The sequence below is a fragment of the Nonomuraea sp. NPDC000554 genome, assembly GCF_040300065.1.
In the GTDB taxonomy this organism is placed as follows: domain Bacteria; phylum Actinomycetota; class Actinomycetes; order Streptosporangiales; family Streptosporangiaceae; genus Nonomuraea.
Genome location: NZ_JBEPDC010000023.1, coordinates 126,325 through 148,903, shown reverse-complemented (window position 1 = coordinate 148,903; position 22,579 = coordinate 126,325). Strand labels below are relative to the sequence as shown.

Annotated in this window: 19 protein-coding genes and 3 tRNA genes; 13 read left to right on the top strand and 9 right to left on the bottom strand. The window is 71.0% G+C overall.

Annotated elements, in window-relative coordinates; translation table 11 throughout:
- Window positions 1-92 precede the first annotated feature (92 nt).
- The 3 genes from ABT294_RS35780 to ABT294_RS35770 all read left to right on the top strand — a co-directional run bounded on the left by ABT294_RS35780 (window position 93) and on the right by ABT294_RS35770 (window position 2,938).
- Complete coding sequence (locus ABT294_RS35780) at window positions 93-1,091, top strand: hypothetical protein (RefSeq protein ID WP_350810758.1); 999 nt, start codon at window positions 93-95, stop codon at window positions 1,089-1,091.
- 5 nt (window positions 1,092-1,096) lie between these two features.
- Window positions 1,097-2,113 (top strand): WD40 repeat domain-containing protein, encoded by a 1,017-nt coding sequence (locus tag ABT294_RS35775; RefSeq protein WP_350810757.1) that lies wholly within the window; start codon window positions 1,097-1,099, stop codon window positions 2,111-2,113.
- Window positions 2,114-2,311: 198 nt separating this feature from the next.
- Window positions 2,312-2,938: a CGNR zinc finger domain-containing protein gene (locus tag ABT294_RS35770; RefSeq protein WP_350810756.1), complete on the top strand. Its 627-nt coding sequence runs from the start codon at window positions 2,312-2,314 to the stop codon at window positions 2,936-2,938.
- On the opposite strand, the gene ABT294_RS35765 is transcribed toward ABT294_RS35770, so the two are convergent.
- Entirely contained in the window at window positions 2,828-4,276 is a 1,449-nt protein-coding gene (locus ABT294_RS35765) for an MFS transporter (protein WP_350810754.1), read from the bottom strand. The two genes, ABT294_RS35770 and ABT294_RS35765, sit on opposite strands and share 111 nt — an antisense overlap.
- A 362-nt stretch (window positions 4,277-4,638) precedes the next feature.
- On the opposite strand from ABT294_RS35765, the gene ABT294_RS35760 reads away from it, so the two are divergent.
- Together ABT294_RS35760 and pdhA are read left to right on the top strand one after the other, a co-directional pair.
- Window positions 4,639-5,268, top strand: a complete 630-nt coding sequence (locus ABT294_RS35760; protein ID WP_350810753.1) for an alpha-ketoglutarate-dependent dioxygenase AlkB — start codon at window positions 4,639-4,641, stop codon at window positions 5,266-5,268.
- A 143-nt stretch (window positions 5,269-5,411) separates the two neighbouring features.
- The gene (pdhA, locus tag ABT294_RS35755; RefSeq protein ID WP_350810752.1) at window positions 5,412-6,488 is read left to right on the top strand and encodes a pyruvate dehydrogenase (acetyl-transferring) E1 component subunit alpha; all 1,077 of its coding nucleotides are present in this window, start codon (window positions 5,412-5,414) and stop codon (window positions 6,486-6,488) included.
- Between the two features lie 40 nt (window positions 6,489-6,528).
- Here the strand turns inward: pdhA and ABT294_RS35750 are convergent, their stop codons facing one another.
- Entirely contained in the window at window positions 6,529-7,584 is a 1,056-nt protein-coding gene (locus ABT294_RS35750; protein ID WP_350810751.1) for a beta propeller repeat protein, read from the bottom strand.
- A gap of 146 nt (window positions 7,585-7,730) precedes the next feature.
- Between ABT294_RS35750 and ABT294_RS35745 the strand changes: the two genes are divergently transcribed.
- On the top strand, window positions 7,731-8,483 hold the full coding sequence (locus ABT294_RS35745) for a thioesterase II family protein (RefSeq protein WP_350810750.1): 753 nt from the start codon (window positions 7,731-7,733) through the stop codon (window positions 8,481-8,483).
- Between the two features lie 550 nt (window positions 8,484-9,033).
- On the opposite strand, the gene ABT294_RS35740 is transcribed toward ABT294_RS35745, so the two are convergent.
- From ABT294_RS35740 to ABT294_RS35725, 4 genes are all read right to left on the bottom strand, one after another.
- Window positions 9,034-9,108, bottom strand: a tRNA-Val gene (locus tag ABT294_RS35740).
- A 1-nt stretch (window position 9,109) separates the two neighbouring features.
- Window positions 9,110-9,183, bottom strand: a tRNA-Cys gene (locus ABT294_RS35735).
- A gap of 13 nt (window positions 9,184-9,196) precedes the next feature.
- A tRNA-Gly gene (locus ABT294_RS35730) sits at window positions 9,197-9,268 on the bottom strand.
- A 43-nt stretch (window positions 9,269-9,311) separates the two neighbouring features.
- Window positions 9,312-9,947: an ACT domain-containing protein gene (locus ABT294_RS35725; RefSeq protein WP_350810749.1), complete on the bottom strand. Its 636-nt coding sequence runs from the start codon at window positions 9,945-9,947 to the stop codon at window positions 9,312-9,314.
- Between the two features lie 86 nt (window positions 9,948-10,033).
- Between ABT294_RS35725 and dusB the strand changes: the two genes are divergently transcribed.
- On the top strand, window positions 10,034-11,143 hold the full coding sequence (gene dusB, locus ABT294_RS35720) for a tRNA dihydrouridine synthase DusB (RefSeq protein ID WP_350810748.1): 1,110 nt from the start codon (window positions 10,034-10,036) through the stop codon (window positions 11,141-11,143).
- Window positions 11,144-11,174: 31 nt separating this feature from the next.
- Here the strand turns inward: dusB and ABT294_RS35715 are convergent, their stop codons facing one another.
- Window positions 11,175-11,954 (bottom strand): phytanoyl-CoA dioxygenase family protein, encoded by a 780-nt coding sequence (locus ABT294_RS35715; protein ID WP_350810747.1) that lies wholly within the window; start codon window positions 11,952-11,954, stop codon window positions 11,175-11,177.
- A gap of 56 nt (window positions 11,955-12,010) precedes the next feature.
- Between ABT294_RS35715 and ABT294_RS35710 the strand changes: the two genes are divergently transcribed.
- Window positions 12,011-12,955 (top strand): helix-turn-helix domain-containing protein, encoded by a 945-nt coding sequence (locus ABT294_RS35710; protein WP_350810746.1) that lies wholly within the window; start codon window positions 12,011-12,013, stop codon window positions 12,953-12,955.
- 33 nt (window positions 12,956-12,988) lie between these two features.
- Here the strand turns inward: ABT294_RS35710 and ABT294_RS35705 are convergent, their stop codons facing one another.
- Both ABT294_RS35705 and ABT294_RS35700 read right to left on the bottom strand, forming a co-directional pair.
- Complete coding sequence (locus tag ABT294_RS35705; RefSeq protein ID WP_350810744.1) at window positions 12,989-15,070, bottom strand: phosphocholine-specific phospholipase C; 2,082 nt, start codon at window positions 15,068-15,070, stop codon at window positions 12,989-12,991.
- Between the two features lie 225 nt (window positions 15,071-15,295).
- A complete protein-coding gene (locus ABT294_RS35700; protein WP_350810743.1) occupies window positions 15,296-16,453 on the bottom strand; it encodes an ROK family transcriptional regulator in 1,158 nt (385 codons plus the stop codon).
- Window positions 16,454-16,623: 170 nt separating this feature from the next.
- On the opposite strand from ABT294_RS35700, the gene ABT294_RS35695 reads away from it, so the two are divergent.
- From ABT294_RS35695 to ABT294_RS35675, 5 genes are read left to right on the top strand one after another with little or no spacing between them, the layout of a single operon-like run.
- Window positions 16,624-17,937 carry a glycoside hydrolase family 36 protein gene (locus ABT294_RS35695; protein WP_350810742.1) on the top strand — a complete coding sequence of 438 codons (1,314 nt, stop codon included), beginning with the start codon at window positions 16,624-16,626 and terminating at the stop codon, window positions 17,935-17,937.
- Entirely contained in the window at window positions 17,934-18,875 is a 942-nt protein-coding gene (locus ABT294_RS35690; protein ID WP_350810741.1) for a carbohydrate ABC transporter permease, read from the top strand. Before ABT294_RS35695 ends, ABT294_RS35690 begins: the two co-directional genes overlap by 4 nt.
- 8 nt (window positions 18,876-18,883) lie before the next feature.
- Window positions 18,884-19,693, top strand: a complete 810-nt coding sequence (locus ABT294_RS35685; protein WP_350810740.1) for a carbohydrate ABC transporter permease — start codon at window positions 18,884-18,886, stop codon at window positions 19,691-19,693.
- Between the two features lie 7 nt (window positions 19,694-19,700).
- A complete protein-coding gene (locus tag ABT294_RS35680) occupies window positions 19,701-21,026 on the top strand; it encodes an ABC transporter substrate-binding protein (protein ID WP_350810739.1) in 1,326 nt (441 codons plus the stop codon).
- Between the two features lie 8 nt (window positions 21,027-21,034).
- Window positions 21,035-22,579, top strand: a complete 1,545-nt coding sequence (locus ABT294_RS35675; protein WP_350810738.1) for an alkaline phosphatase D family protein — start codon at window positions 21,035-21,037, stop codon at window positions 22,577-22,579.

Genomic DNA, 22,579 nt, shown 5'->3' with positions numbered 1-22,579 from the left:
CGCCGCCCAGCTGTGCCGGATCCGTGGCCGACCTGTGACCAACCGGTCACGGCGGGCACGGGTCTAACCCGGTGAGCGAAAGGATCACCGCCATGAGGCACACCTCAGTGTCCGCCGCGCTCCTGGCCGCGGCGGTCATCGGCGGGCTGGGGATCTCACCCAGCGCCGCCCAGGCCCAGACGGGCCCGCCCGCGGCCAGAACCGCGTGGATCAAGTCCTGCACCGGCAAGAACGACGCGACCCGCCCCTGCGGGCACTGGCAGCTCGTCCTGCGCGACGGGCGCGCGATCGTCCTGCGCGACGCCTCGGCCACCACGACCGACCGCCGCGGCCACAAGGTCGCGGAGCCCGGCGCGCTCGCCCTCAGCGGCGACGGCCGCACCGTCGTCTACGAGCGGGCCCGCGACCACCGGCTGGTCGCCAGGGCGGTGGCCGGGGGGCCGGTCCGCGAGCTGCCCAGGTCCCTGGTGCCGAAGGGGTACGGCATCGAGGACGTCAGCGTCTACGTGTCGCCGTCCGGCGACAGGGTGCTGGTCGACTGCATGGACGACGCCGATCGCGTGCCCAGCCGGGTGCTGACGCTCGCCACCGGCAAGGTCGTCCAGATCCCCGGCAGGGACACGCCCGAGGGCTTCAGCGCCGACGGCGACGAGGTCCTGGCGCTGCGCCACCCCACGGACAACACGACCGCCGTGGTCGCGTACCGGCTCGACGGCACCTCCGTCGTCCGGACTCCGCCGCAGGTCGTGGCGAACGCCGCCGACCTCGCGCTGGCCGCCGACGGGCAGACGGTCGCCGTGGTCGCCTCGGGCGACCCCGACAGGAAGAAGCCGCCGAGGCTGCGCACGTACGACCTGCGGACCGGGGAGCTGTCCGGGGGCGTCGACCTCGCGCTGAAGCCCGACGAGACGCCGTACCACGCGCAGTGGGGAGCGGACGGCAAGCTCGCCGCCTACGTCCAGACGGACGAGGTGGGGACGACGGCGGTGGTACGGGTGCTCACCGTCGACACCGAGACCGGCGCGACCACGCGGACCGACCGGTTCACCATCAGCAAGAGCAGGTACGCCCACGTCGAGGCGGGGGAGTGAAGGACATGAAGACCAAGATCACCCTGGCTGTCGCCGCAGGGCTGACCGCGATCGCGACGGCGTCCGCGGGCGTCTCGCCCGCCTCCGCGTCCATGGCGGGTGGGGCCGCGCCCGCGGCCGGACAGACCGGAGTCGCGGCCGAGCCGCACCACGCACACGACAGCATCCGGTACGCCTCGATCAAGGGCTGCTCGACGAAGGACGGCGCGCTGAAGCCGTGCGGCAAGTGGCGGCTCGTCCTGCACGACGGCATGAAGCGGCTGCTGCCCGACGCCCAGACCGTCGCCCTCGACGCGAAAGGCAGGCCCGCGGACTACAACGCCGCACCGATCGCCGTCAGCGGCAACGGCCGGCGCGTCGCCTACTTCACCAAGTCGGGCCGGCTCGCCGTCCGGACGCTCGGGGGCGGCGTCAAGCTCCTGGCCAAGAACGCGCTGCCGCGCGTCGCCCAGTACGACGTGACGCTCAAGATGTCGGACGACGGCGCCAAGCTGGCCGCCGCCCTGGGCGGCGACAAGCCCAAGGCCACCCGCCTCTTCGACACCGCCACCGGCGAGCTGCTCGGCACCGTGCCGGCAGGGGAGACCCCGCTCGGCTTCAGCGCCGACGGAGGCGAGCTGCTGGCCAGCGCCGACGGCGGCGAATCCGTGACGGACCTGACGGCCTACAGCGACACCGGCGAACGGCTCCTGAAGGCCACACCGCCGCAGGTCGTCTCGGCGAACGGCCCGCAGGCCCTGTCAGGCGACGGCAGGACGGTGGCGAACGTCATCACCTCCCGCAAGCCCGAGCTGGTCCTCTGGGACATGCAGACCGACCAGGTCACCCGCAAGAAGATCAAGCTCCCGGCCGGGGACCTGATGATGGTCGACTGGACGGGCGAGACCCAGGTCACCCTGCACCTCCAGAACGGCTCCACGATCACGATCGTCCAGATCGACACGGAGACCGGAGCGGTCAGGCAGCGCGACAGGTACACCTTCCTGAAGGACACCTTCGTCTTCGCGGCCTGCGGCGGCTGACGACCGCCCGGCGCGCGGGCGGCGGAGCTGGGGGAGCCCCGCCGCCCGGCGCAGACCCGGCGACCGACCAGCCCGCGCACGGCGGGACGGCCCGTGCACCGTTGGAGGTCGGATGGCGGCCCCTTCTCCTCTCGCTGTGTCCTTACCCGTCGGCCGGCTGGTCGGCGTCTGTGGAGGGCGGAGCCGTAGATTGCTGGGGTGAAGGCTCACTCGACGAAGGCGATGGCGGCGCGGGCCGTCGGACTGTGCGTGGCACTGCTGTACGAGGAGCCGTCGGTCGAGTCCGTGGTCCGGGTGCTGCGGGAGCACGGTGAGACCGGGGCGCTGGAGGTCGGGGACGACGACGTGCGCGCGATGCGCGGGGCCGCCGCGCGGCTCGTCGAGGTGTTCGCGGCCCCCGACGCCGACACGGCCGCCGAACTGCTCAACGACCTGCTGTCCGCGGGGGCACGTCCGCCCCGGCTGACCAGCCACGGGGGGACGAGCGGGTGGCATGTGCACGTCGACGGCCACGACGACGCGCCGTGGGGGGAGTGGTTCCTGGCGTCGTCCGCGATGGCCCTGGCGGTGCTGCTGGCCGACCAGCAGCGGGTCCCTGGCGGCCTGTGCGCCTCGCCGACCTGCCGGAAGCCGTTCCTCGACCTCGGCGGCGGCAGCCCGCGGCGCTATTGCAGCTCCCGCTGCGCGACCCGCGAACGGGTCGCGGCCCATCGCTCACGCGCGGGACAGGACGGCGAGCACCAGAACGGCCACCACCTGCAGCGCCGCACCGGCCAACAGGGCGGCGGCGACCGAGTGGGCGGCGAGCGGACCGGCCAGCGCTGAACCCAGCGCGTACGAGGTGATCTTCAGGCTGGCCCCGGTGGTGAAGATCTGGCTGCGCAGCCCGGCGGGCGCCTCCCGATGCCGTACGGAGAACAACGCGGTGAGCTGCGGCCCCTCCCCGACGCCCGTGACGGCGGCGGCCAGCACGGCGACCCAGAACGACCCCGCCAACGCGGCCACCACGCCGACTCCGAGTCCAACCGCCACCACCAGCGTGGATCCCGCCAGGACGCTCTCCGCCGACCAGCCGCTCCTGGCCGCCCCGGCGGGCGCCGAAGGGCGGACGGAGGCCGGTGGCAGGTCCGTTGGAAGGGCTGGGCGAGGTCGCGACGAGGCCGCTGGAGGGGCCTTGCGCCCCGCTGGGCGGGTGCGGCGGGCCAGGACGGCGTTCGCGGCGAGCGCCGTGGCGGCGGTGACCGCGAGCAGGAGCGCGCCGTGGCCCGCGCTGCCGGCCAGCTCCGAGCCGAGCAGAGGGGCGCTGACCACCAGCATGGCGGTGCCAGAGATGGACACCATGGAGGCCAGAGTCGCCCGCGCGAGCCTCCTGTTGCGCGCGATGGCGGCGAATCCAGCGACAAGCTCGCCCCAGACTCCCAGCCGCCCCGGAAGCGACGCCTGGACTGGCGGCTGATTTCGAGGTGACGTCTGTGCGGGCGGCTGGTCCGGGAGTGACGTCTGGATCGGCGGCTGGTCGGGAGGGGACGTCTGGATGGACGGCTGACTCGGGGGCGAGACCTGGATCGATCGCTGGGCCGGAGGTGGCGGCCGGTCCGGGGGCGGGCTTTCGGCCGGATGGTTGTGCGGGAGGCGCCAGGCGGCGGGGGCGGCGACGAGCAGGAGCACGACGGAGGCCACGACCGCCGTGAAGCCTCCGCCCAGCGTCGTCAGGACTCCGACCACGGCCGGTCCGGCGAGCCCGGCCACGTTGTAGGTCATGGAGTCGAGAGCGTTGGCCCGGTGAAGGCGGCTGCCCGGCGCGACCAGCGGGAGCTGCGCCGTCCAGCCCGCGTTGAGCGACGGCCCGAGCAGCCCCGTCACGGCGGCGACCCCGATCAGGACGCCCACAGGCACCCGTCCCAGCCCAAGCGACACGATCACCAGCCCGGCGGCGTACCCGAGCAGGCACCAGCCGAGCAGCCTCCCCGGACGGGACGCCCGGTCGAGCAGCACCCCCAACAGCGGCCCACCCAGCGCGGCCGACACGGTGAGCCCGGCCAGCAGCCACGAGGCGACCACGGGAGAACTCGTCGCAGTCAGTCCCACGACGAGAAGGGCTGGTCCGGACATCTCGTCCCCGGTGCGAGCGGTGAGCGCTCCGACCATGTAACGCGATAACACCACAGAGACGTTACCGGATCGGATTCCGGACTGCTCCGCCTGGCCTCCCGTACATATCTACCTGGCCGGATTCCGGAGAGAGCTGTGCCGGATGCGGACCGTGACCGATACTTGGGCTGTGGGGGCGATCGTTCGGTCTGTACGAACTGCGTGCCGCGCAGACCGAACGGTTGCTTTGTCACCTATGAAGCGGCGGCGTGGCTGCGCCTGGTTGGCGGACGAGGTCCGGCCGCCGCCGAAGCGCGCCAGGCGCTGTGACACTCACCGTCAGCACGCGCCGACAGCGCCGAGGAGGCCAGGCAACGTCCCGTATTCGAGGGGCACTCGAATGGGTGTTTGAAGAAGGGCGTAGTATCGCCTCCATGGCGGCTGTATTCCAAGCATCTCTGCTGGATCTGGACGAGGAGCCGGGCGTCGGGCCGCTCGCCTCGACGGTCCGCCGGACGTACCTCGGCCAGGGCGCGTGGATCGACGTCAGGCCGGGCTGGATGGCCGGCGCCGACGCGCTGTTCGACCGGCTGGCGGAAGGGGTTCCGTGGCGCGGGGAGCGGCGGCGCATGTACGACCGGGTCGTGGACGTCCCGCGGCTGCTCAAGTTCTACGACGAGGGTGAGCGGCTGCCCGATCCGTCCCTCGACGAGGCGCTGGCGGCGCTCAACGCCTACTACGGCGAGGAGCTGGGCGAGCCGTTCCGCACGGCGGGGCTGTGCTTCTACCGCGACGGGCGCGACAGCGTGGCCTGGCACGGCGACACCATCGGACGGGGCAGCACCGAAGACACCATGGTCGCGATCGTCTCGGTGGGCACCCCGCGGCCGCTGCTGCTGCGTCCCCGGGGTGGCGGTCACTCCATCCGCCACGATCTGGGGCACGGTGATCTCATCGTCATGGGGGGAAGCTGCCAGCGCACCTGGGAGCACGCCGTCCCCAAGACCGCCCGCCCCGCAGGGCCCCGCATCAGCATCCAGTTCCGGCCGCGCGGGGTCCGCTGACGGCCAGGCCGGAGCTCGTGCTCACCCGCGAGCCTGATCAGGGTCCCCGTTCGATCACGAAGGCCGGGCCGGGGCGCGTCCGCACAAGGGCTTGCTCGTACGATCACACACGGAATCCTTGGCTGGGTCAGAGAGGAGAGCAGGTGCGGCACCAGGTCGATGATGACGGGCTCGTGCAACTACTCACCCCCGACGGGATGCGGGTCGAACATCCCGAGTACGACGTGGACCTGTCCAAGAGCCAGTACCGCGGGTTGTACCGGGACATGGCGCTCGTGCGCCGGATCGACCGGGAGGCGTTCGCCCTTCAGCGCCTCGGCGAGCTCGGCATGTGGATCCCCTGCCTCGGGCAGGAGGCCGCCCAGATCGGCTCGGGGCGCGCGCTCGAACCGGGCGATCACGCGTTCCCGTCCTACCGGGAGCACGGGGTGGCGTGGTGCCGCGGGGTCGAGCCGTTGAGCCTCATGGGCCTGGTGCGCGGCACGACCCACGGCGGGTGGAATCCGGAGGAAACGGGATTTCACCTGTACACGATCGTCATCGGCTCCCAGACCCTGCACGCCGTCGGGTACGCGATGGGCGTGCGGATGGACGGCGCGGACTCCGCCGTCGTGGCCTATTTCGGAGACGGCGCCGCCAGCCAGGGCGACGTCAACGAGGCGCTCAACTTCGCGGCGGTCTTCGACGCCCCGGTCGTGTTCTTCTGCCAGAACAACCAGTGGGCCATCTCGCAACCGGCGGAGCGGCAGACCCGGGTGCCGCTGTACCAGCGTGCTCACGGCTTCGGCATTCCGGGCGTCCGCGTCGACGGCAACGACGTGCTGGCGTGCCTGGCCGTGACGCGAGCGGCGCTGGCCCGCGCCCGGAGCGGCGGGGGGCCGACGCTCATCGAGGCCTTCACGTATCGGATGGGGCCGCACACCACGTCCGACGACCCGGGGCGCTACCGGCCCTCCGAAGAGCTGGAGGTCTGGCAGAAGAGAGACCCGATCCAGCGGATGAGGTCGTTTCTCCTGCGCGAGGGCCTGGCCGACGACGCCTTCTTCACGGAGGTCGACGAGGAGGGCGACCGGCAGGCTCTCGAGCTGCGTCAGGGCGTCGTCGCGCTGCCGGACCCCTCGGTCGACGACCTCTTCCGCCATGTCTACGCCGACAAGCACGCGCTGCTCGAACAGGAGCAGGCGTGGTACGCGGCGTACCTGGACCAGTTCCAGTCCTGACGAGCGACTTCGGCCCGACCCGGGCGGCCGGGCCGAGGAGTCAGCGAAGGGTGAGGCGGGCGATCCTGCCCTGTTCGCCCGACGCCCAGCAGGCCAGGTCGGGCGTGCAGGACACGGTGTCGAAGGAGCCGGTGTCGAACGTCTGCCACGTCCTGCCGCCGGTGTACGTCACGTCGCTGCCCGACGGGCCGACCGCGATGGCCGCGAACGGCAGGTGGGGCACCCACGTGACGCCCGACCGGTAGGCGGGCGGCGGGGTGGCGGCGGGCTGCCAGGTGGCGCCGCCGTCGCCGCTCAGCGCGCCCGCGCTGGGCGACTGCTGGTCCGGACGGTAGTCGCCGCCCACCGCGAGCCCCTGGTGCCGGTTGCGGAACGCCAACCCGAACACGCCGCGCGCCGGGTCGCCCGCCGGGATGGGCGTGTCGGCCACGGTCCAGGTGCGTCCGCGGTCGCCCGTGTGGAACACCCGCGAGCGCTCGCCGCCGCCGCTGGCCAGCCAGGCGTCCTGGCCGCCCGCGGTGACCAGGCACTGGCCGCTCGCGGCGAACCCGGCCTCGCCGGGCAGCGCGTCCGGCATCCCGCTGGACGGCAGCACCTGCCAGCTCCGCCCGCCGTCCTCGGTGGCGAGGACGCGGAACCTGCCGTCGACGGGGTCGCTCATGGCCAGCCCGTGCCGTTTGTCGAAGAACGCCATGCAGTCGTAGAACGCCTTGGGGTCGTCGTTCCTGAACGTCTCGGCCCAGGTGCGTCCGGCGTCCTCGGTCCGGTAGACGCGCGAGTCGCCGCCTTCGCCGATGGACAGCACGACGGCGCGGCGCGCGTCGAACGCCTCCACGTCGCGGAACTGCAGCGTCTGCGTGCCGGGCGGCGAGACCTGCTGCCAGGTGCGCCCGCCGTCGACGGTCCGCAGCACGGTGCCCTCGCTGCCGGAGGCCCAGGCGACGTCCCGGCTGACGGGCGACAGGCCGCGCAGGCGAGCGGTGACGCCGCTGCTCTTGAGCTCCCAGCCGAGCGACGGGACGTCGGCGTGGGCGGGCAGGGGGACGGCGAGCACGCAGGCCGCCGAGAGCGCGGACAACGCGATACGAAGCCTCATGCGGGGCAAACTAGCCCAAACGATCAACGCGGTCCAGGGGATCCGTCCGGCCGGATCCCGTCGCGCCGGGGCTTCGTGGACGGGAGGCGCCCCTCCATGGAAACCTCGGAAATATCACACTTGAATAGGTGAAGGAGTGTTATCAGATGAATATTGAGGCCAATCTATGGATTCGACGTTTTCATCCCTCTAAAGGGGACGTCGTGAGGCTTGTCTGTTTTCCGCATGCAGGGGGATCCGCGAGCTATTACTTTCCGGTTTCCCAGGCCCTGTCACCGGTGGCCGAGGTGCTCGCCGTGCAGTATCCGGGCAGGCAGGACCGCTTCGCCGAGCCCTGCGTCGACGACGTCCACGAGCTGGCGCGGCAGATCTTCGGGAACCTGGGGCCCTGGACGGACCGCCCGCTGGCGCTGTTCGGGCACAGCATGGGCGCCACGGTCGGCTACGAGGTGGCCCGGTTGCTGGAGGAGCACGGCACGACGCCTGTCCACCTGTTCGTCTCGAGCGCCCGGGCGCCCTCGCGTCGTCGCGACGAGCGGGTGCACAGGATGAGCGACGACGAGCTGATCGCCGAGATGCGGCGGCTCGGCGGCACCGACTCCTCGGTGCTCGGCGACGAGGACCTGCTGCGCATGGTGCTGGGCGCGGTACGCAGCGACTACAAGGCGGTCGAGACCTACCTGCACAGACCCGGCCCCAGGCTGGAGTGCCCGATCACCGCCCTGGTGGGCGACGACGACCCCACGACGACCGTGGCGGACGCCGAGCCGTGGAGATCACACACGAACGCGGCCTTCGACCTGAAGGTCTTCACCGGCGGACATTTCTATCTGAATGCACATACGACGGAGATGCTGCGAATAATCACCGAATGTTTGGCGGCGACCGCAGGGGAGTAACGGGCGACCGTCCTGCCGAAAGTGCGCCCAGCTGCTGCCCCACGCCGTCGCCGCCTGGCACCCGTCCGGGTCGGCGCGGCGGGCACGGGACCGCGCGACGGGCTTATCGGCGGGGCGGGAACCGCCTGACAGGCGGAGGCGGATGAGGGCCGTACGGCTGCGGCGCCGCAGGTGGCCGCTGCCGTGCCCGGGCATCGCGGGCTCGGCGACGCGAACGTACGGACAGCACAAGGGTCACGGCCCACAGCGGGATCGAGACGAGGAGAAGAACCATTCCGGTGGTGTAGGCCCCCTCGAAGAGGATCCCGATCCCGGCCCCGGTCGGAATGAACGCAAGGAGGCTCAGATATCAGGCGGTCGATCCGGTAGGGCGGTGACTAGTTCAGACACAGGTCGCCCTTACCTAGGTGTACATGTGCGAACCGCGCACAGTATGCCAGACAGCCCTTCCGGCTCACGGCGTCCGGCGCAAGGCCGTCACGGAGAGCGCACCGGCGGCGAGACGACGAAGAAGCCCCAGCTCACCGAGGTGAGCTGGGGCTTCAGCGCATGGTGGACGATACTGGGATTGAACCAGTGACCTCTTCCGTGTCAGGGAAGCGCTCTCCCGCTGAGCTAATCGTCCTTGGAGGTGGAGACGGGATTTGAACCCGTGTGGACGGCTTTGCAGGCCGCTGCCTCGCCTCTCGGCCACTCCACCGAGCGATTCTCCGAGCGGAAGACGGGATTCGAACCCGCGACCCTCACCTTGGCAAGGTGATGCTCTACCACTGAGCCACTTCCGCGTGTTGTCGCCCCACTACTCTAGCGGGTTTTCTGACCTGATGCTCACTTGCGGAGCTGCCGGGCGACGCTGCGTTCCGTGGCGGGCAGGCTCAGGAAGATCTCCAGGATGCGCGTGAGCCGGTGGACCTCGATGCGGTGGAAGGCCGGGCCCTCGGAACGGGCGAGGAGGAGAGCGAGCGCGAGCGGCGGCAGCGGGGCGTGGATGACGTGCAGGCCGTCGGCGAGCGTGGACGCCGTGGGACGCGCCGGCGTGTCAGTGAGCAGCGGCACGTTCCTGGGGGCGCGCCAGCTCGCGTAGACGACGCCCCGGTCGGTGGTCGTGGCCGCCCAGTCGGCGCTGAACAGGACCGGCAGCGAGTCGATCAGCGTGGTGAGGGCCCGGTCGCCGGCCGTGGTGATGTACTTCAGGATCTCCAGCTCGGGGTACGTGCCGGGGGCCTCGCGGGTGGTCCAGATGCCCTCAGTCTCGACGTCCGGGACGCTCTCCAGGCTCTTGAGCAGGGCCTGCTTGGGCGTGCCCTCCGGGTAGAAGAGCGTGATGTCGTCGGTCGCCCGGCCGGCCCCCCTGTCGAGGACGGTCACCTGCGTGATGTCGGCTCCGGCGGCGCCCAGGGCGCGGGTGACCTGTGCCAGGGACCCGGGACGGTCAGGCAGCGTGATCCGCAGTCGCAGGAGCATCCATCGCCTCCCCAGTCGATACCAGACCAGCTCTCAGCCTATCCGCGAATACCTCTCACGGTCGGACCTGCGCTACAACTGTCGGGGTGAAGATTGGGGCGATAGGGGGGTGGCCCCCCGTTGTGCTGGCGCCGATGGCGGGGATCACGAACGCGCCGTTCCGGGTGCTCTGCCGCGAGCAGGGCGCCGGGCTGTTCGTGTGCGAGATGATCACGACGCGGGCGCTGGTGGAGCGGAATCCCAAGACGCTCAGGATGATCAGGTTCCACGAGTCCGAGACGCCGAGGAGCATCCAGCTCTACGGCGTCGATCCCGACACCGTCGGGCGCGCCGTGAAGATGATCGTCGAAGAGGACCTCGCCGACCACGTCGACCTCAACTTCGGCTGCCCGGTACCCAAGGTGACCAGGCGGGGCGGCGGCTCGGCCCTGCCGTACAAGCGGAACCTGCTGCGCGCCATCCTGCGCCAGGCCGTCGCCAACGCGGGCGCGCTGCCCGTCACGATGAAGATGCGCAAGGGCATCGACGACGATCACCTGACCTACCTCGACGCCGGGCGAATCGCGGCCGAGGAGGGGGTGGCGGCGATCGCCCTGCACGCCCGTACGGCCAAGCAGCACTACGGCGGCGTCGCCGACTGGGAGGCGATCGCGCGGCTGAAGGAGTCCGTGCCCGAGATCCCCGTGCTGGGCAACGGCGACATCTGGTGCGCCGACGACGCGCTGCGCATGGTGGCGCGCACCGGGTGCGACGGCGTGGTGGTCGGACGCGGCTGCCTGGGCAGGCCGTGGCTGTTCCGCGACCTGGAGAACGCGTTCAACGGCGACGCCGGGCGGGCCACGCCGACGCTCGGCGAGGTGGCGGCCGTGATGGCCAGGCACGCCGAGGGGCTCACCGCCTGCTTCGACCTCGAGCGGTACGCGATCGCGGACTTCCGCAAGCACGTCGGCTGGTACCTGAAGGGCTTCACGGTGGGCGCGGAGCTGCGCCGGGAGCTGGCCACGGCCGAGTCGCTCGACGGGCTGCGCGAGAGCCTGGCCAAGCTGGAGCACGACCAGCCGTGGCCGCCGAACACCGACACCCCGCGCGGCAAGTCCGGTGAGCGCGCCAAGGTGCACCTGCCCGACGGCTGGCTGGACGATCCGTGGGACGGCGCCGTCCCGGCCGACGCCGAGTCGGAGGTCTCCGGCGGCTGACCGGCTCCACGGGGCGGTGCGTGCCGCCTGGTCAGTGCGGGCCGACGGGTTCGGTGCCGCAGGGGCCGCCGCCCGTGGCGGGCTCCAGCGTGACCGGTTCGCCGGACATCGTGAGCGTCGGGTAGTACTCCGAGATGCGCTCGGCGGACCGGCCGACGTAGTGGCAGATGAAGCTGCGTCTGAAGCGGTCGGTGGTGCTGTTCGGCTCCGAGCCGTGCACCAGGCTGCCGTTGAAGAACAGCACGTCCCCCGGCTCCATGTCCACCGGGACGCGGTCCAGGCCGGGCGGGGGCGGGACGTACTCCCTGGTGAAGGAGGTGTCCAGGTCGGCCTCCTCCGGGCAGAACAGGTCCATCAGGTGGGTGCCGGGCACCACCTCGAGGCCGCCGTTCGCCCGGTCCACGCGGTCGAGCGCGGCCCACGCCGCCACACAGGTGCCCGGTTCGACCCGGAGGTAGAAGTTGTCCTGGTGCAGCGCCTGGCCGCGCGCGCCCGGCGGCTTGAAGTAGAACATGCTCTGGGCTGCTATCGGCTCCTCGCCGAGAAGGTCGCGCAGCACCGCCGCGATGCGCTGGTCGAGCAGGTACCGTAGCGCCACGTCGCTCACCTGGTGGGGGTGCATGACGCGCGGGTAGTCGCGCAGGATGTCGTACGGCTGGCCGGGCTCCTGCGGCTTGGGCGCGAAGTGGCCCGGGATCGGGCCGTTGGCGTGCAGCGTCATGAACGCGTCGCGCAGCTCGGCGACCTCGTCGGGCGACAGCAGCGCGGGCACGATGACGTACCCCTGATCATGGAAATCGGCGATCCTCATGTATCTCACGCTAGGAAGCCGGACCGGCGAAAGGTATGCCTGTGACCGCTGAGGACATGTCTGTTCCTGCTGCCGAGCTGACCATCGTGGGCCGCCACGACACGACTCCCGGCTACGTGACCCGCCGCACCACCGGTTCGCCGAGCTGGCTGCTGATGTGGACGCAGGCCGGGGCGGGGCTGGTCGAGCAGGCGGGGGCCTCCTTCACGGTGGGGGCCGGGGATCTGGTGGTGCTGGGGTCGGGGGCGGCGCAGTTCTACCGGGTGGCGCCGGGGGCCGGGCGGTGGCGCTTCTGGTGGGCGCACTTCCAGCCGCGCCCGTCGTGGCCGGGGTGGCTCAGGGCGTACGCGCTGGCGCCGGGGTGCCACCTGGTGGGCGGGGTGCCGGGATCGCTGCACGACCGCATCGACCGGACGTTCGGCCGCGCCGTGAGCGACGCCCGCTGGGTCCCGCCGCTGGTCGAGATGGACGGCGGGGAGCGGGAGCCGGCGGCCGCCGGGCGGGAGCCGGCGGAGGAGGACGCGGGGTGGCTGGGCGGGGGCGGCGTGCGGCCCGCCGTCGCCGTCGCGGGCGCGGGGCGGGAGCTGGTGATGGGGGCGGTCGAGGAGGTGCTGGTGCTGGCCACCGCCTCGGCGCGGCGGGCCGGGGAGCCGTCCCGGATGGACGACGCGCGGGACGCCCGGGTGGGGCGGGTGCTGGCGCTCATCGCCGCCGAGCCGGGCGCGCCGCACTCGGTCGCCTCCCTCGCCCGGGCCGTGGCCCTGTCGCCGTCCCGGCTCGCGCACCTGTTCACGTCCGAGACGGGACGCACGCCCATGCAGGCCGTGCGGCAGGCCAGAGTGCGGCACGCCGCCGGCCTGCTGGAGGTGACCGACATGGACGTCGGCCAGGTCGCGGCGGCCTCGGGGTTCGTCAGCCCGTTCCACTTCAGCCGGGCGTTCAGGCGGGAGTACGGCCTGCCGCCCCGCGACTACCGGGCCCGCCTGCGCCGCGAACGGTGACGTCGCCGGCGAGCCGCCCCCTGAGCCGGGCCGTCAGCCGCTGACGCTGGGCCTGCCGTTCTCGACGTGACCCATCAGCCGCCGGACATAGCCGGCGTCGTCCTCGCAGGTGATCTGTACGTCGTACCAGCCATGCGCCTCCTCGAGCGGCCAGACGACCTGCTTGTGCTGGCCGGGCCCGAGCGGCACGGCCTGGTCCTTGTCGCCGTAGGCGTTGGCCTTGACCCGCAGCTTCACCCGCTGGTCGCCCAGGTTCACGATCTCGATCCGCAGCCTGCGCGGGTCGATGTCGATCACCGTGGAGACCTGCACGCGGGCGGCGGCGCCGGACAGCGAGCCGGCGAACTCGCGGCGGAAGCCGTTCGGACCGGTCAGGACGAGGTTGTAGTCATCGCCGGCGAGTTCGACCCGCCGCGTCCGGGTGCCGAGCACGTCGAGCTGGAGCGGCTTGTCGAACTCTCCCGCGTAGGGGTAGAGCGCCATGTGCATGCTCTCCTTGCCGCTGTTGGCCAGCGTCAACTCCAGAGTGCGGCCGAGCAGGCGGGCCCACGCGTTCGGCTGGTACGGCAGGGCGCGGGCCGGCCTGGTGCCCTCCTCCTGGACCGGCATCTTCTGGGCGGCCGGCGGCGTGGGCCGCCATCGGCCGCTGAAGGCGGGGACCTGGCCGGGCCGGGCGGGGGTCGGTCGCTGTGCGTTACCGGAGAAGTCGAAGGCGGAGGTGAGGTCGCCCGCCACGGTGCGGCGCCAGGGGGTGATGTCGGGGAACCGCACGCCGAGCCACGTCTCGAGGAACCGGACGGTCGAGGTGTGGTCGAAGATCTGCGAGCAGACGTAGCCGCCGACCGTCCAGGGCGAGACGACGGTCATGGGCACCCGGACGCCGAGGCCGATCGGGTGGCCGTCGTAGTAGTCGGCGGTCTGCTCCGCAGGCGGCAGCGGCGGCGGGACGTGGTCGAAGAAGCCGTCGTTCTCGTCGTAGGTGATGAACAGCGCGGTCGACTGCCAGACCTCCGGGTTGGAGGCGATGGCGTCGAGGATGTCGTAGGTGATGCGCGCGCTCTGGATCGGCGAGGAGGCGCTGGGGTGCTCGGAGTCGGCCGCCGAGGGCACGATGTAGCTCACTTCGGGCAGCCTGCCCGCGTCGATGTCGGCCTTGAAGGAGGCGGCCAGGGTGCCCGAGGGCACGCGGCGCAGCGCCCGGTCGAACAGCGAGCGCTCGGCCGAGGTCAGTGTGGCCACCCCTTCCTCGAGGCGGGCCAGCATCTGCTCGCGCTTGGCGGCGGAGGCGCCCATGAGCGCGTTGTAGAACGAGTCCATGCTCTTGTGCTCGCCGAGCAGGGCCTTGCGCGCGATCTGCCGGAACCTGGCGAAGAACTCCAGGTTGCTGTCCTGGTAGTTGTCCCACTCGTGGTAGACCTTCCATGGCCGCCCGGCGGCCTCGAGGATCTCCCCGGCGTTCGACCACGTGTAGCCGGCGTGCGTGTCCTCGTCGTAGGCCGCGTTGTCGATGGCCCGCTTGGTGGTGCTGCCCGGCTCGTAGCCGGTGTGCCCGCTGACGTGGTAGTTGCGGTTGGGGCTGGTGGACGACAGCACGGAGCAGTAGTAGCCGTCGCAGACCGTGAAGGTGTCGGCGAGCTCGTACTGGAGGGGGATGTCCTCGCGCCGGTAGTAGGTCATGGTGGCCGGGCTCTTGGCCGCGATCCAGCCGTCGTGCCAGCCCTTGGCGGCGGCCTGGTGCCCGTCGTTCCAGCCGTGGGGCAGGTCCGAGATCCACTGGAGGTCCTTGCCGACCAGGTCGGCCGCGTCCCTGACGGAGAACGGCAGGACCGTCCCCGCTCCCCCTGGCTGCTCGAAGACCGGCTTGCCGCTGGGCAGCGTGATCGCGTTGCGGTCGCCGAAGCCGCGCACGCCGCGCAGCGTGCCGAAGTAGTGGTCGAACGAGCGGTTCTCCTGCATCAGGAAGACGACGTGCTTGACGGCCGACAGGCCGCCCGCGGGGGCGGGCATGGCCAGCGCCTGGTGGACCGAGGGCGGCAGCATCGAGCCGGCCACCGCGCCGCCGATGACACCGGCTCCCACGCTGAGGAAGCGACGTCGAGAGGGTCCTTGGGACATGAGGGTTCCTTCCAATGAACAGGACTAGCCGGGGGAGCCTGTCAATGGTCGGGAAATGGAGCTTTAACTCCGGGTGGGGCGGAGGGCTTGATCGAGTGAACTGAACGGTTCTGCTTCCTCAGAGGCGGCGCCCGACAAGGCCGCCGCCGACTACCCGGCCCGCTGGCGAAGGCGTCGCGCGAGGAGATCGGCGACCACGACCTGTTCCACGCGCGGCAGGATGAGCTAGCGGGGGGACAGGGGGAGGAGGCCGGTGTCGGGAGTAAAGAGCTGGTCGTCGAGGTGGTCCACCGCGTAGTCGATCGCCCCCACCACGACGCACTCCTCGCCCAGCGTGGACGCGCGGACCTCCGGCATCCGCATGCAGGCCCGCTCCAGCCGCTCGCGCAGCGGCGGCAGCAGCACGTCGGACGAGCGGGAGAACCCGCCTCCCAGGACCACGACCTCGGGGTCGAGGATGAGGACCATGGCGGCCGTGCCCACGGCGAGGTCGTCGACGTACCGGTCGACGGCCGCGAGCGCCACCGGGTCGCCGCTCCGGGCGGCGGCGAGGGTGTAACCGGCGGCGTCCTCCGGGGCGGTGCCCTCGGGGACGATCTCGCAGGCGTTCAGGTGCTCGGGCGCGTCGAACCAGCGTGACTGCGGCAGCATGACGATCTCGCCCGCCGCCGCGCCGAAGCCCCTGTGCACCCTGCCGTCGATGATCAGGCCGGTGCCCATGCGGCGGCCCACGTGCAGGAACACGACGTCGCGGGCGCCCCTGGCCGCGCCGCGCCTGGCTTCGGCCAGGGCCGCCAGGCGGCTGTCGTTCTCGATCAGGACCTCGCACGGGAACATCTCGCGCAGCTTGCCCCCCAGGTCCAGCCCTCTCCAGGCGGGGATGGCGGCCGAGTAGGTGATGCGGCCCTCGGGGGTGAGGACGCCGGTGGTGCCGACGGCCATCGTCCACAGGTCGTCGAGGGCGGTGCAGCTGAGCGCCAGGCAGCCGGAGACCGCGCGCTCTATCGCCGCCAGGCGCTCGTCCAGCGGCGCGCCGGGCAGGACGGGCTGCCTGGTCTCGGCGAGGATCTCGCCGTCGAGGTCGGACAGGGCGGCGCGGACGTTGTGCCCGCCGATGTCGACGCCGACGAGGTAGCCGCTGTCGGCGCGGAAGCGGTAGCGGCGGGCCGGCCGGCCCATCGTGCCGGGGCTCGGCGGCACCTCCTCGACCCAGCCCAGCCCGGTCAGCTCGTCCACGACCTCTTTCATGGACGGGCGCGACAGGCCGGTGCGCTCGGCGAGCGCCGACAGGGTGAGTGGCCCGGCTCCGCGCAGCGCCCTGATCGCGGTCAGCGAGTTGAGCTGCCTGAGCCGGGACAGATCGCCGCCGCGAAGGTCCGCCATCGCCGCCCCTAATGTAGGTCTCCTCTGTAACCCCTATTATGCCAGCGCTCACCGACCGCGCACGTCACCGCTCGTGGCCAGGTGATGTCCGGAAATTGCCCATTGACCCTCCGAAATCGCCAGTGCTAATAATGAAGTGCTCCTTCGTAAGTGATCGAGAAGAGGAACGGATGTCGTTCGCAGACATCGGCGAGACCCGGTACCGCCCTGACGGTGCCCGGGTGTTCGAGCACGGCTGGCAGTCGTGGAGCCCCACCGGCGCCTACCGGCTCGGCGACGTCCCGCCGAGGCCGGCGGACACGAACATCCAGACGCTGGCCTACCGCCCCGAGACCACCGTCCCCGACGGCGTCTTCCAGGGGGAGGGGTTGCTCGCGATCGACCCCGGCGACGGCGCGCCCGTCGAGGTCTGGTCGGCGCCGAGCCCGCTGGAGGTGCCCTCGATCCGGGCGCGCGAGGAGGGCGGACGCCTGGTGGTGTCCGCCAACGGGGACGTCCGGCACTGGCAGGCCGAGGGCGGGCTCGACCAGGCATTACGCGGGTGGGCCGACACGATGGCCGAGGGATGGGCGCCGGAGCGCTTCCCGGCCGTCCCGCCCATGTGGTGCACCTGGTACGGCTACTGGGGCAAGGTCACCGACGCGGACGTCCTGGAGAACCTGGAGCTGTCGGAGCGGCACCGGCTCGGGGCTGACATGTTCCTCATCGACGACGGCTACGAGAGCGAGATCGGCGACTGGCTGGACTGGAGGCCCGAGTTCGGGTCGCTGGAACGGGCCGTCGGCGCCGTCACCGAGGCGGGCAGGCGGGCCGGGATCTGGACCGCGCCCTTCCTCGTCGGGCACCGCAGCCGCCTGTTCCGCGAGCATCCCGACTGGCTGGTCGGCGGGGCCGACGCGGGCCACCTGTGGGACCAGGACCTGGCCGTCCTGGACGTCACCCACCCCGACGCCGCCGCTCACCTGGTGAACGTGTTCGCCACGCTCGCCGCGCTCGGCATCACGCACTTCAAGCTCGACTTCGTCTACGCGGGAGCGCTGGCCGGCGCCCGGCACGAGGACCTCGACCCGATCGCCGCCTACCGGCGCGGGCTGGAGCTCATCCGCCAGGGCGCCGGACCCGAGGCCACCCTGCACGGCTGCGGCGCCCCGATGCTGCCCAGCCTCGGCCTGGTGGACGTCATGCGGGTCAGCCCCGACATCGCCCCCACGCTCCACCCCAAGTCGGGCGACATCAGCCAGCCGTCCCAGCTCGGCGCCAGGCTCACCGGCGCGGCCCGCGAGTTCCTGCACGCCAGGTGGTGGGTGAACGACCCCGACTGCATCATCGTCCGGCCCGAGGTGGAGGCCCGCGAGGAGTGGGCCGCGCACATCGACGCGACCGGCGGCCTGCGCGGCTCCAGCGACCCGATCGCCGCGCTCGACGCCTGGGGCCTGGAGACGACCAGACGCCTCATGGTCCCCACCAGGACGGACCCGTCATGACGGGCGGCCTCGCGACGCGCGAGCCGCTGGCGCAGGCGGAGAGTGCGCCGAAGCGGACCAGGACGCGCAGGTTCGGTGACTGGTACGCCTACCTGTTCATCGGCCCCAGCCTGCTCGGAGTGGTGGCGTTCCTGCTGCTCCCCGTCGTCATCGTCTTCGTGCTCAGCTTCTTCCGCTGGGAGCTGCTGTCGGCGCCGACCTTCGTCGGCCTGGAGAACTACCGCCGCCTCGCCGGCGACGGCCAGACGTGGCACTCGCTCTGGGTGACCGTCGGCTACGTGCTCCTGTGCGTCCCCTTGCAGACGGTCCTGGCCCTGACGCTCGCGATGCTGCTGAACCAGCGGATCAAGGGCATCAGGTTCTACCGCTCGCTGTTCGTCGTGCCCTGGATGGCGACGCCGATCGTGCTCGGCCTGATCTGGAACTGGATCTTCGACCCGCGTGACGGCGCGATCAACAGCGCGCTGGCCCTGGTCGGCATCACGGGGCCCGACTGGCTGTCCGACTCCACGTGGGCGCTGCCCGCCGTGGCGCTGGTGACCGTCTGGCAGCACACCGGCTACAACATGCTGTTCTTCCTGGCCGGGCTGCAGGGCATCCCGAAGGAGCTGTACGACGCGGCCTCGACCGACGGCGCCACCCCGGCCCAGCGGTTCTGGAAGCTGACGCTGCCGCTGCTCAACCCCACGATGTTCTTCGTCATGGTGACGAACCTGATCGGGGCGTTCCAGATCTTCGACACGGTGTTCGTGATGACGAACGGCGGCCCGAGCGGCAGCACCGAAGTGCTCAACTTCCGGATCTTCAACACCGCGTTCAAGCAGTTCGACTTCGGCTACGCCTCGACGCTGTCGGTGCTGCTCTTCGTGATCATCCTGACGGTGACGCTGGTGCAGGTCAGGTTCTTCGGCAAGCGCACCACCTACGACCTGAGCTGAGAGACCCCATGACCAAGCGAATCGCGCTCTACGCCACGCTCGCTGTCGGCGCCCTCATCTCCGTCTTCCCGTACCTGCTGGTGGTGCTGACGGCGTTCAAGACCCAGCGCCAGCTCAACAGCACCCAGCCGTGGCTGCCGGGCATCCCGCCCACCACCGCCAACCTGACCAAGATCCTCGGCGGCGACTTCCCCCTGTACATCCTCAACGCCGTCGTCATGACCGCGCTGCTCACGCTCGGCCAGCTGGTGTTCACCACGTTCGCCGCCTACGCCTTCGCCAGGCTGCGCTTCAGGGGCAGGGACGTCCTGTTCTGGCTGTACGTCGCGACCATGATGGTGCCGACCGCGGTCACGGTGATCCCGCTGTTCCTCATCATGCGCGAGCTGAACGTGGTCAACACCTGGTACGGCCTGCTCGCGCCGTACGTGCTCGGCACCCCGTACGGGATCTTCCTGATGCGGCAGTTCTTCAAGGGCCTGCCCGCCGGGTTGGAGGAGGCGGCGCGGATCGACGGAGCAGGCCCGCTGACGATCCTCGTGCGGATCCTGCTGCCGCTGTGCCGTCCGGCCATCGGCACGCTGACCATCATCACCGTCATCTCGTCCTGGAACAGCTTCCTGTGGCCGCTGATCATCACGAGCGGCGACGAGACCAAGGTGATCACGGTGGCCCTCGCCACGCTCAAGGTCGGCATCGGCGTCGACTACAACCTCATGATGGCCGGCGGGCTGATCGCCCTCGCGCCGATGGTTGCGATCTTCGTCTTCTTCCAGAAGTACATCGTCAGGTCGGTGGTCCTCACCGGTCTCAAGTAGGAGACACATGAAATCCCCCCGAACGCACGACATCCGCCGAGCCGTGGCCCTGCTGGGCGTCGCCACCCTCGTCCTCACCGGCTGCGGCTCAGGCGGCGGCTCCGACTCCGGCTCCGGCAAGGTCACGCTGACCTACCGGCTCTGGGACGACCAGCAGAAGGTCGGCTACGAGAAGGTCATGGCGGCCTTCGAGAAGGCCAACCCGGGCATCGACGTCAAGATCGAGCTGCTGCCGTACGACCAGTACTGGACCAAGCTGACCGCCGACGCCGTCGCGGGCACCGGGCCCGACGTGTTCTGGATGTCGCCGATCCAGTTCCCCGAGTACGTCACCAAGGGCGTGCTGGCCGACCTCACCCCGGCCAAACTCGACCTCTCCAAGTACCACAAGACGGTCGTCGACACCTTCACCTACCAGGGCAAGCCGTACGGCGTCCCGAAGGACTGGGGCATCGTCGGCCTGCTCTACAACAAGGACCTGTTCAAGAAGGCCGGCGTGGAGATGCCGGACAAGCTCACCTGGAAGCCCGACGGCACCGGCACCCTGCTCGACACGGCCCGCAAGCTCACCGTGGACGAGGCCGGCAAGCACCCCGACGAGCCCGGCTTCGACCCCGCCAAGGTGAAGACGTACGGCTTCGCGTCCTGGAACCACTACCAGACGCAGTGGATGAACTGGGTCAGCTCCAACGGCGGCAAGCTGCTCGACAAGCCGTTCGGCACGTACACCTTCAACGACGACGCGTCGGTGCAGGCCCTGCAGTTCGGCGTGGACCTGGTGAACAAGTACCACGTCTCGCCGCCCGCCACCCAGACCAACCCGCCCACCGGCAAGATCACCGACATGTTCAAGGCGGGCGAGGTGGCGATGTTCCCCGCCAACAACGCGCTGCTGCCGTTCGTCGCCCCCGAGGCAGGTTTCGAGATAGGCGTCGCCTCCATGCCGGAAGGCCCGGCCGGTCGCTCCGTCAACCTCAACGGCCTGGCCGAGGCCGTCTACGCCAAGAGCAAGCACCCCGAGGAGGCGATGAAGCTCGCCGCCTACCTCGGCAGCCAGGAGCCGCAGAAGATGATGGCCGACGCCGGCTACGTCTTCCCCGCGCTCAACGGCCTCAGCCAGGGCTACGTCGACTTCTGGAAGGCCAAGAAGCTCGACGTCTCCCCGTTCGTCGAGGAGTCGCAGGGCACCACCTTCGCGCTGCCGGTCACGACCGGCTTCACCGGCTTCGAGACCAAGCTCAACGACATCTTCAACGAGATGTACCTCGGCAAGCTCGCGCCCAAGCAGGCCGCCGACCAGGCCGTCACCGAGGGCAACGCGACCGTCAAGTGAGGAACTCCATGATCACCCGGCGTTCGCTGATCGCCGGGGGCGCGAGCGTGGGCCTGGCCGCCGCACTGGGTGCCTCACCCGTGCGCGCGGCGGCCCGCCGTGCGCCCCTGTCCGACCCCTTCCAGCTCGGCGTCGCCTCCGGCGAGCCCACCCCCGACGGCGTGGTCCTGTGGACCAGGCTCGCCACCGACCCGATCGCCCTGGACGGGCTGGGCGGCATGCCGCAGCGCCCCGTCCCAGTCCAGTGGCAGGTGGCCAAGGACGAGAACTTCCGCCAGGTCGTGCAGCACGGCGTGGAGGTGGCCCGGCCGGAGGCGGCGCACAGCGTCCACGTCGAGCTGGAGGGCCTCCAGCCAGGCGCCGAGTACTTCTACCGGTTCAAGGCCGACAACGAGCTCTCCCCGGTGGGCCGCACCCTCACCGCCCCCGCCGCCGGCACCCGGGGGCGCGACCTCAACCTGTCGTTCACGTCCTGCGCCGACTACCAGACCGGCTGGTTCACCCCGTACCGCCGGATGGCCGAGGACCACCCCGACCTGATCGCCTTCCTCGGTGACTACATCTACGAGTACGGCGACTACAAGTACCCGGTACGCGACCAGGCCGGAGGGGAGTGCTTCGACCTGGCCGGCTACCGCCTCCGGCACGCCCAGCACAAGGCCGACCCCGAACTGCAGCTCGCCCACGCCATCGCCCCCTGGGTGGTGGTCTGGGACGACCACGACATCGAGAACGCCTGGGCGGGCGACGTCCCCGAGCAGCCCGACCCGCCGTTCCTCAAGCGCAGGGCCGACGCGTTCCAGGCGTACTACGAGAACATGCCGCTGCGCCGCGCGCAGCGGCCCGACGGCGCCGCGCTGAAGCTGTACCGGAGCCTGCGCTGGGGCGCCGTCGCCAACCTGCACCTGCTCGACACCCGCCAGTACCGCGACCTGTACGCCTGCACCGGCAAGAGCGGCACCATCGGCCCCGACTGCCAGGAGCGGCTGGCCCCGAACAGGACCATTCTCGGCAAGGACCAGGAGGCCTGGCTCGACGGCGAGCTGAAGAACTCCAAGGCCACCTGGGACCTGCTCGGCCAGCAGGTCTTCTTCATGGAGATGGACTGGACCAATGGCGAGGGCAAGGGCTACTCCAACGAGGGCTGGGACGGCTACGTCGCCTCCCGCAACCGCCTGACCGCCGCCGTCGACGACTACCGGCGCAACGCCGTCGTCCTCACCGGCGACGTCCACTCGCACTGGGCGGGCGAGGTCAAGCGCGACCACCAGGACCCGGAGTCGAAGTCCGTCGCCGTCGAGCTGGTCACCACCTCGGTCACCAGCGCGGGCAACGGCATGGACGAGTACCCCAACACGCAGGTCCTGCTGAACGAGAACCCGCACGTGAAGTTCTTCAACGGCCGCCGCGGCTACGTCCGGAGCCGGATCAGCGACCGCGAGATGAAGGTCGACTTCCGCTCCCTGGCGCGCGTCACCGAGCCGTACGCCCCCGCCTACACCTCCGGCTCGTTCGTGATCGAACCGGGCCGCCCCAGCCTCAACCCAGCCTGA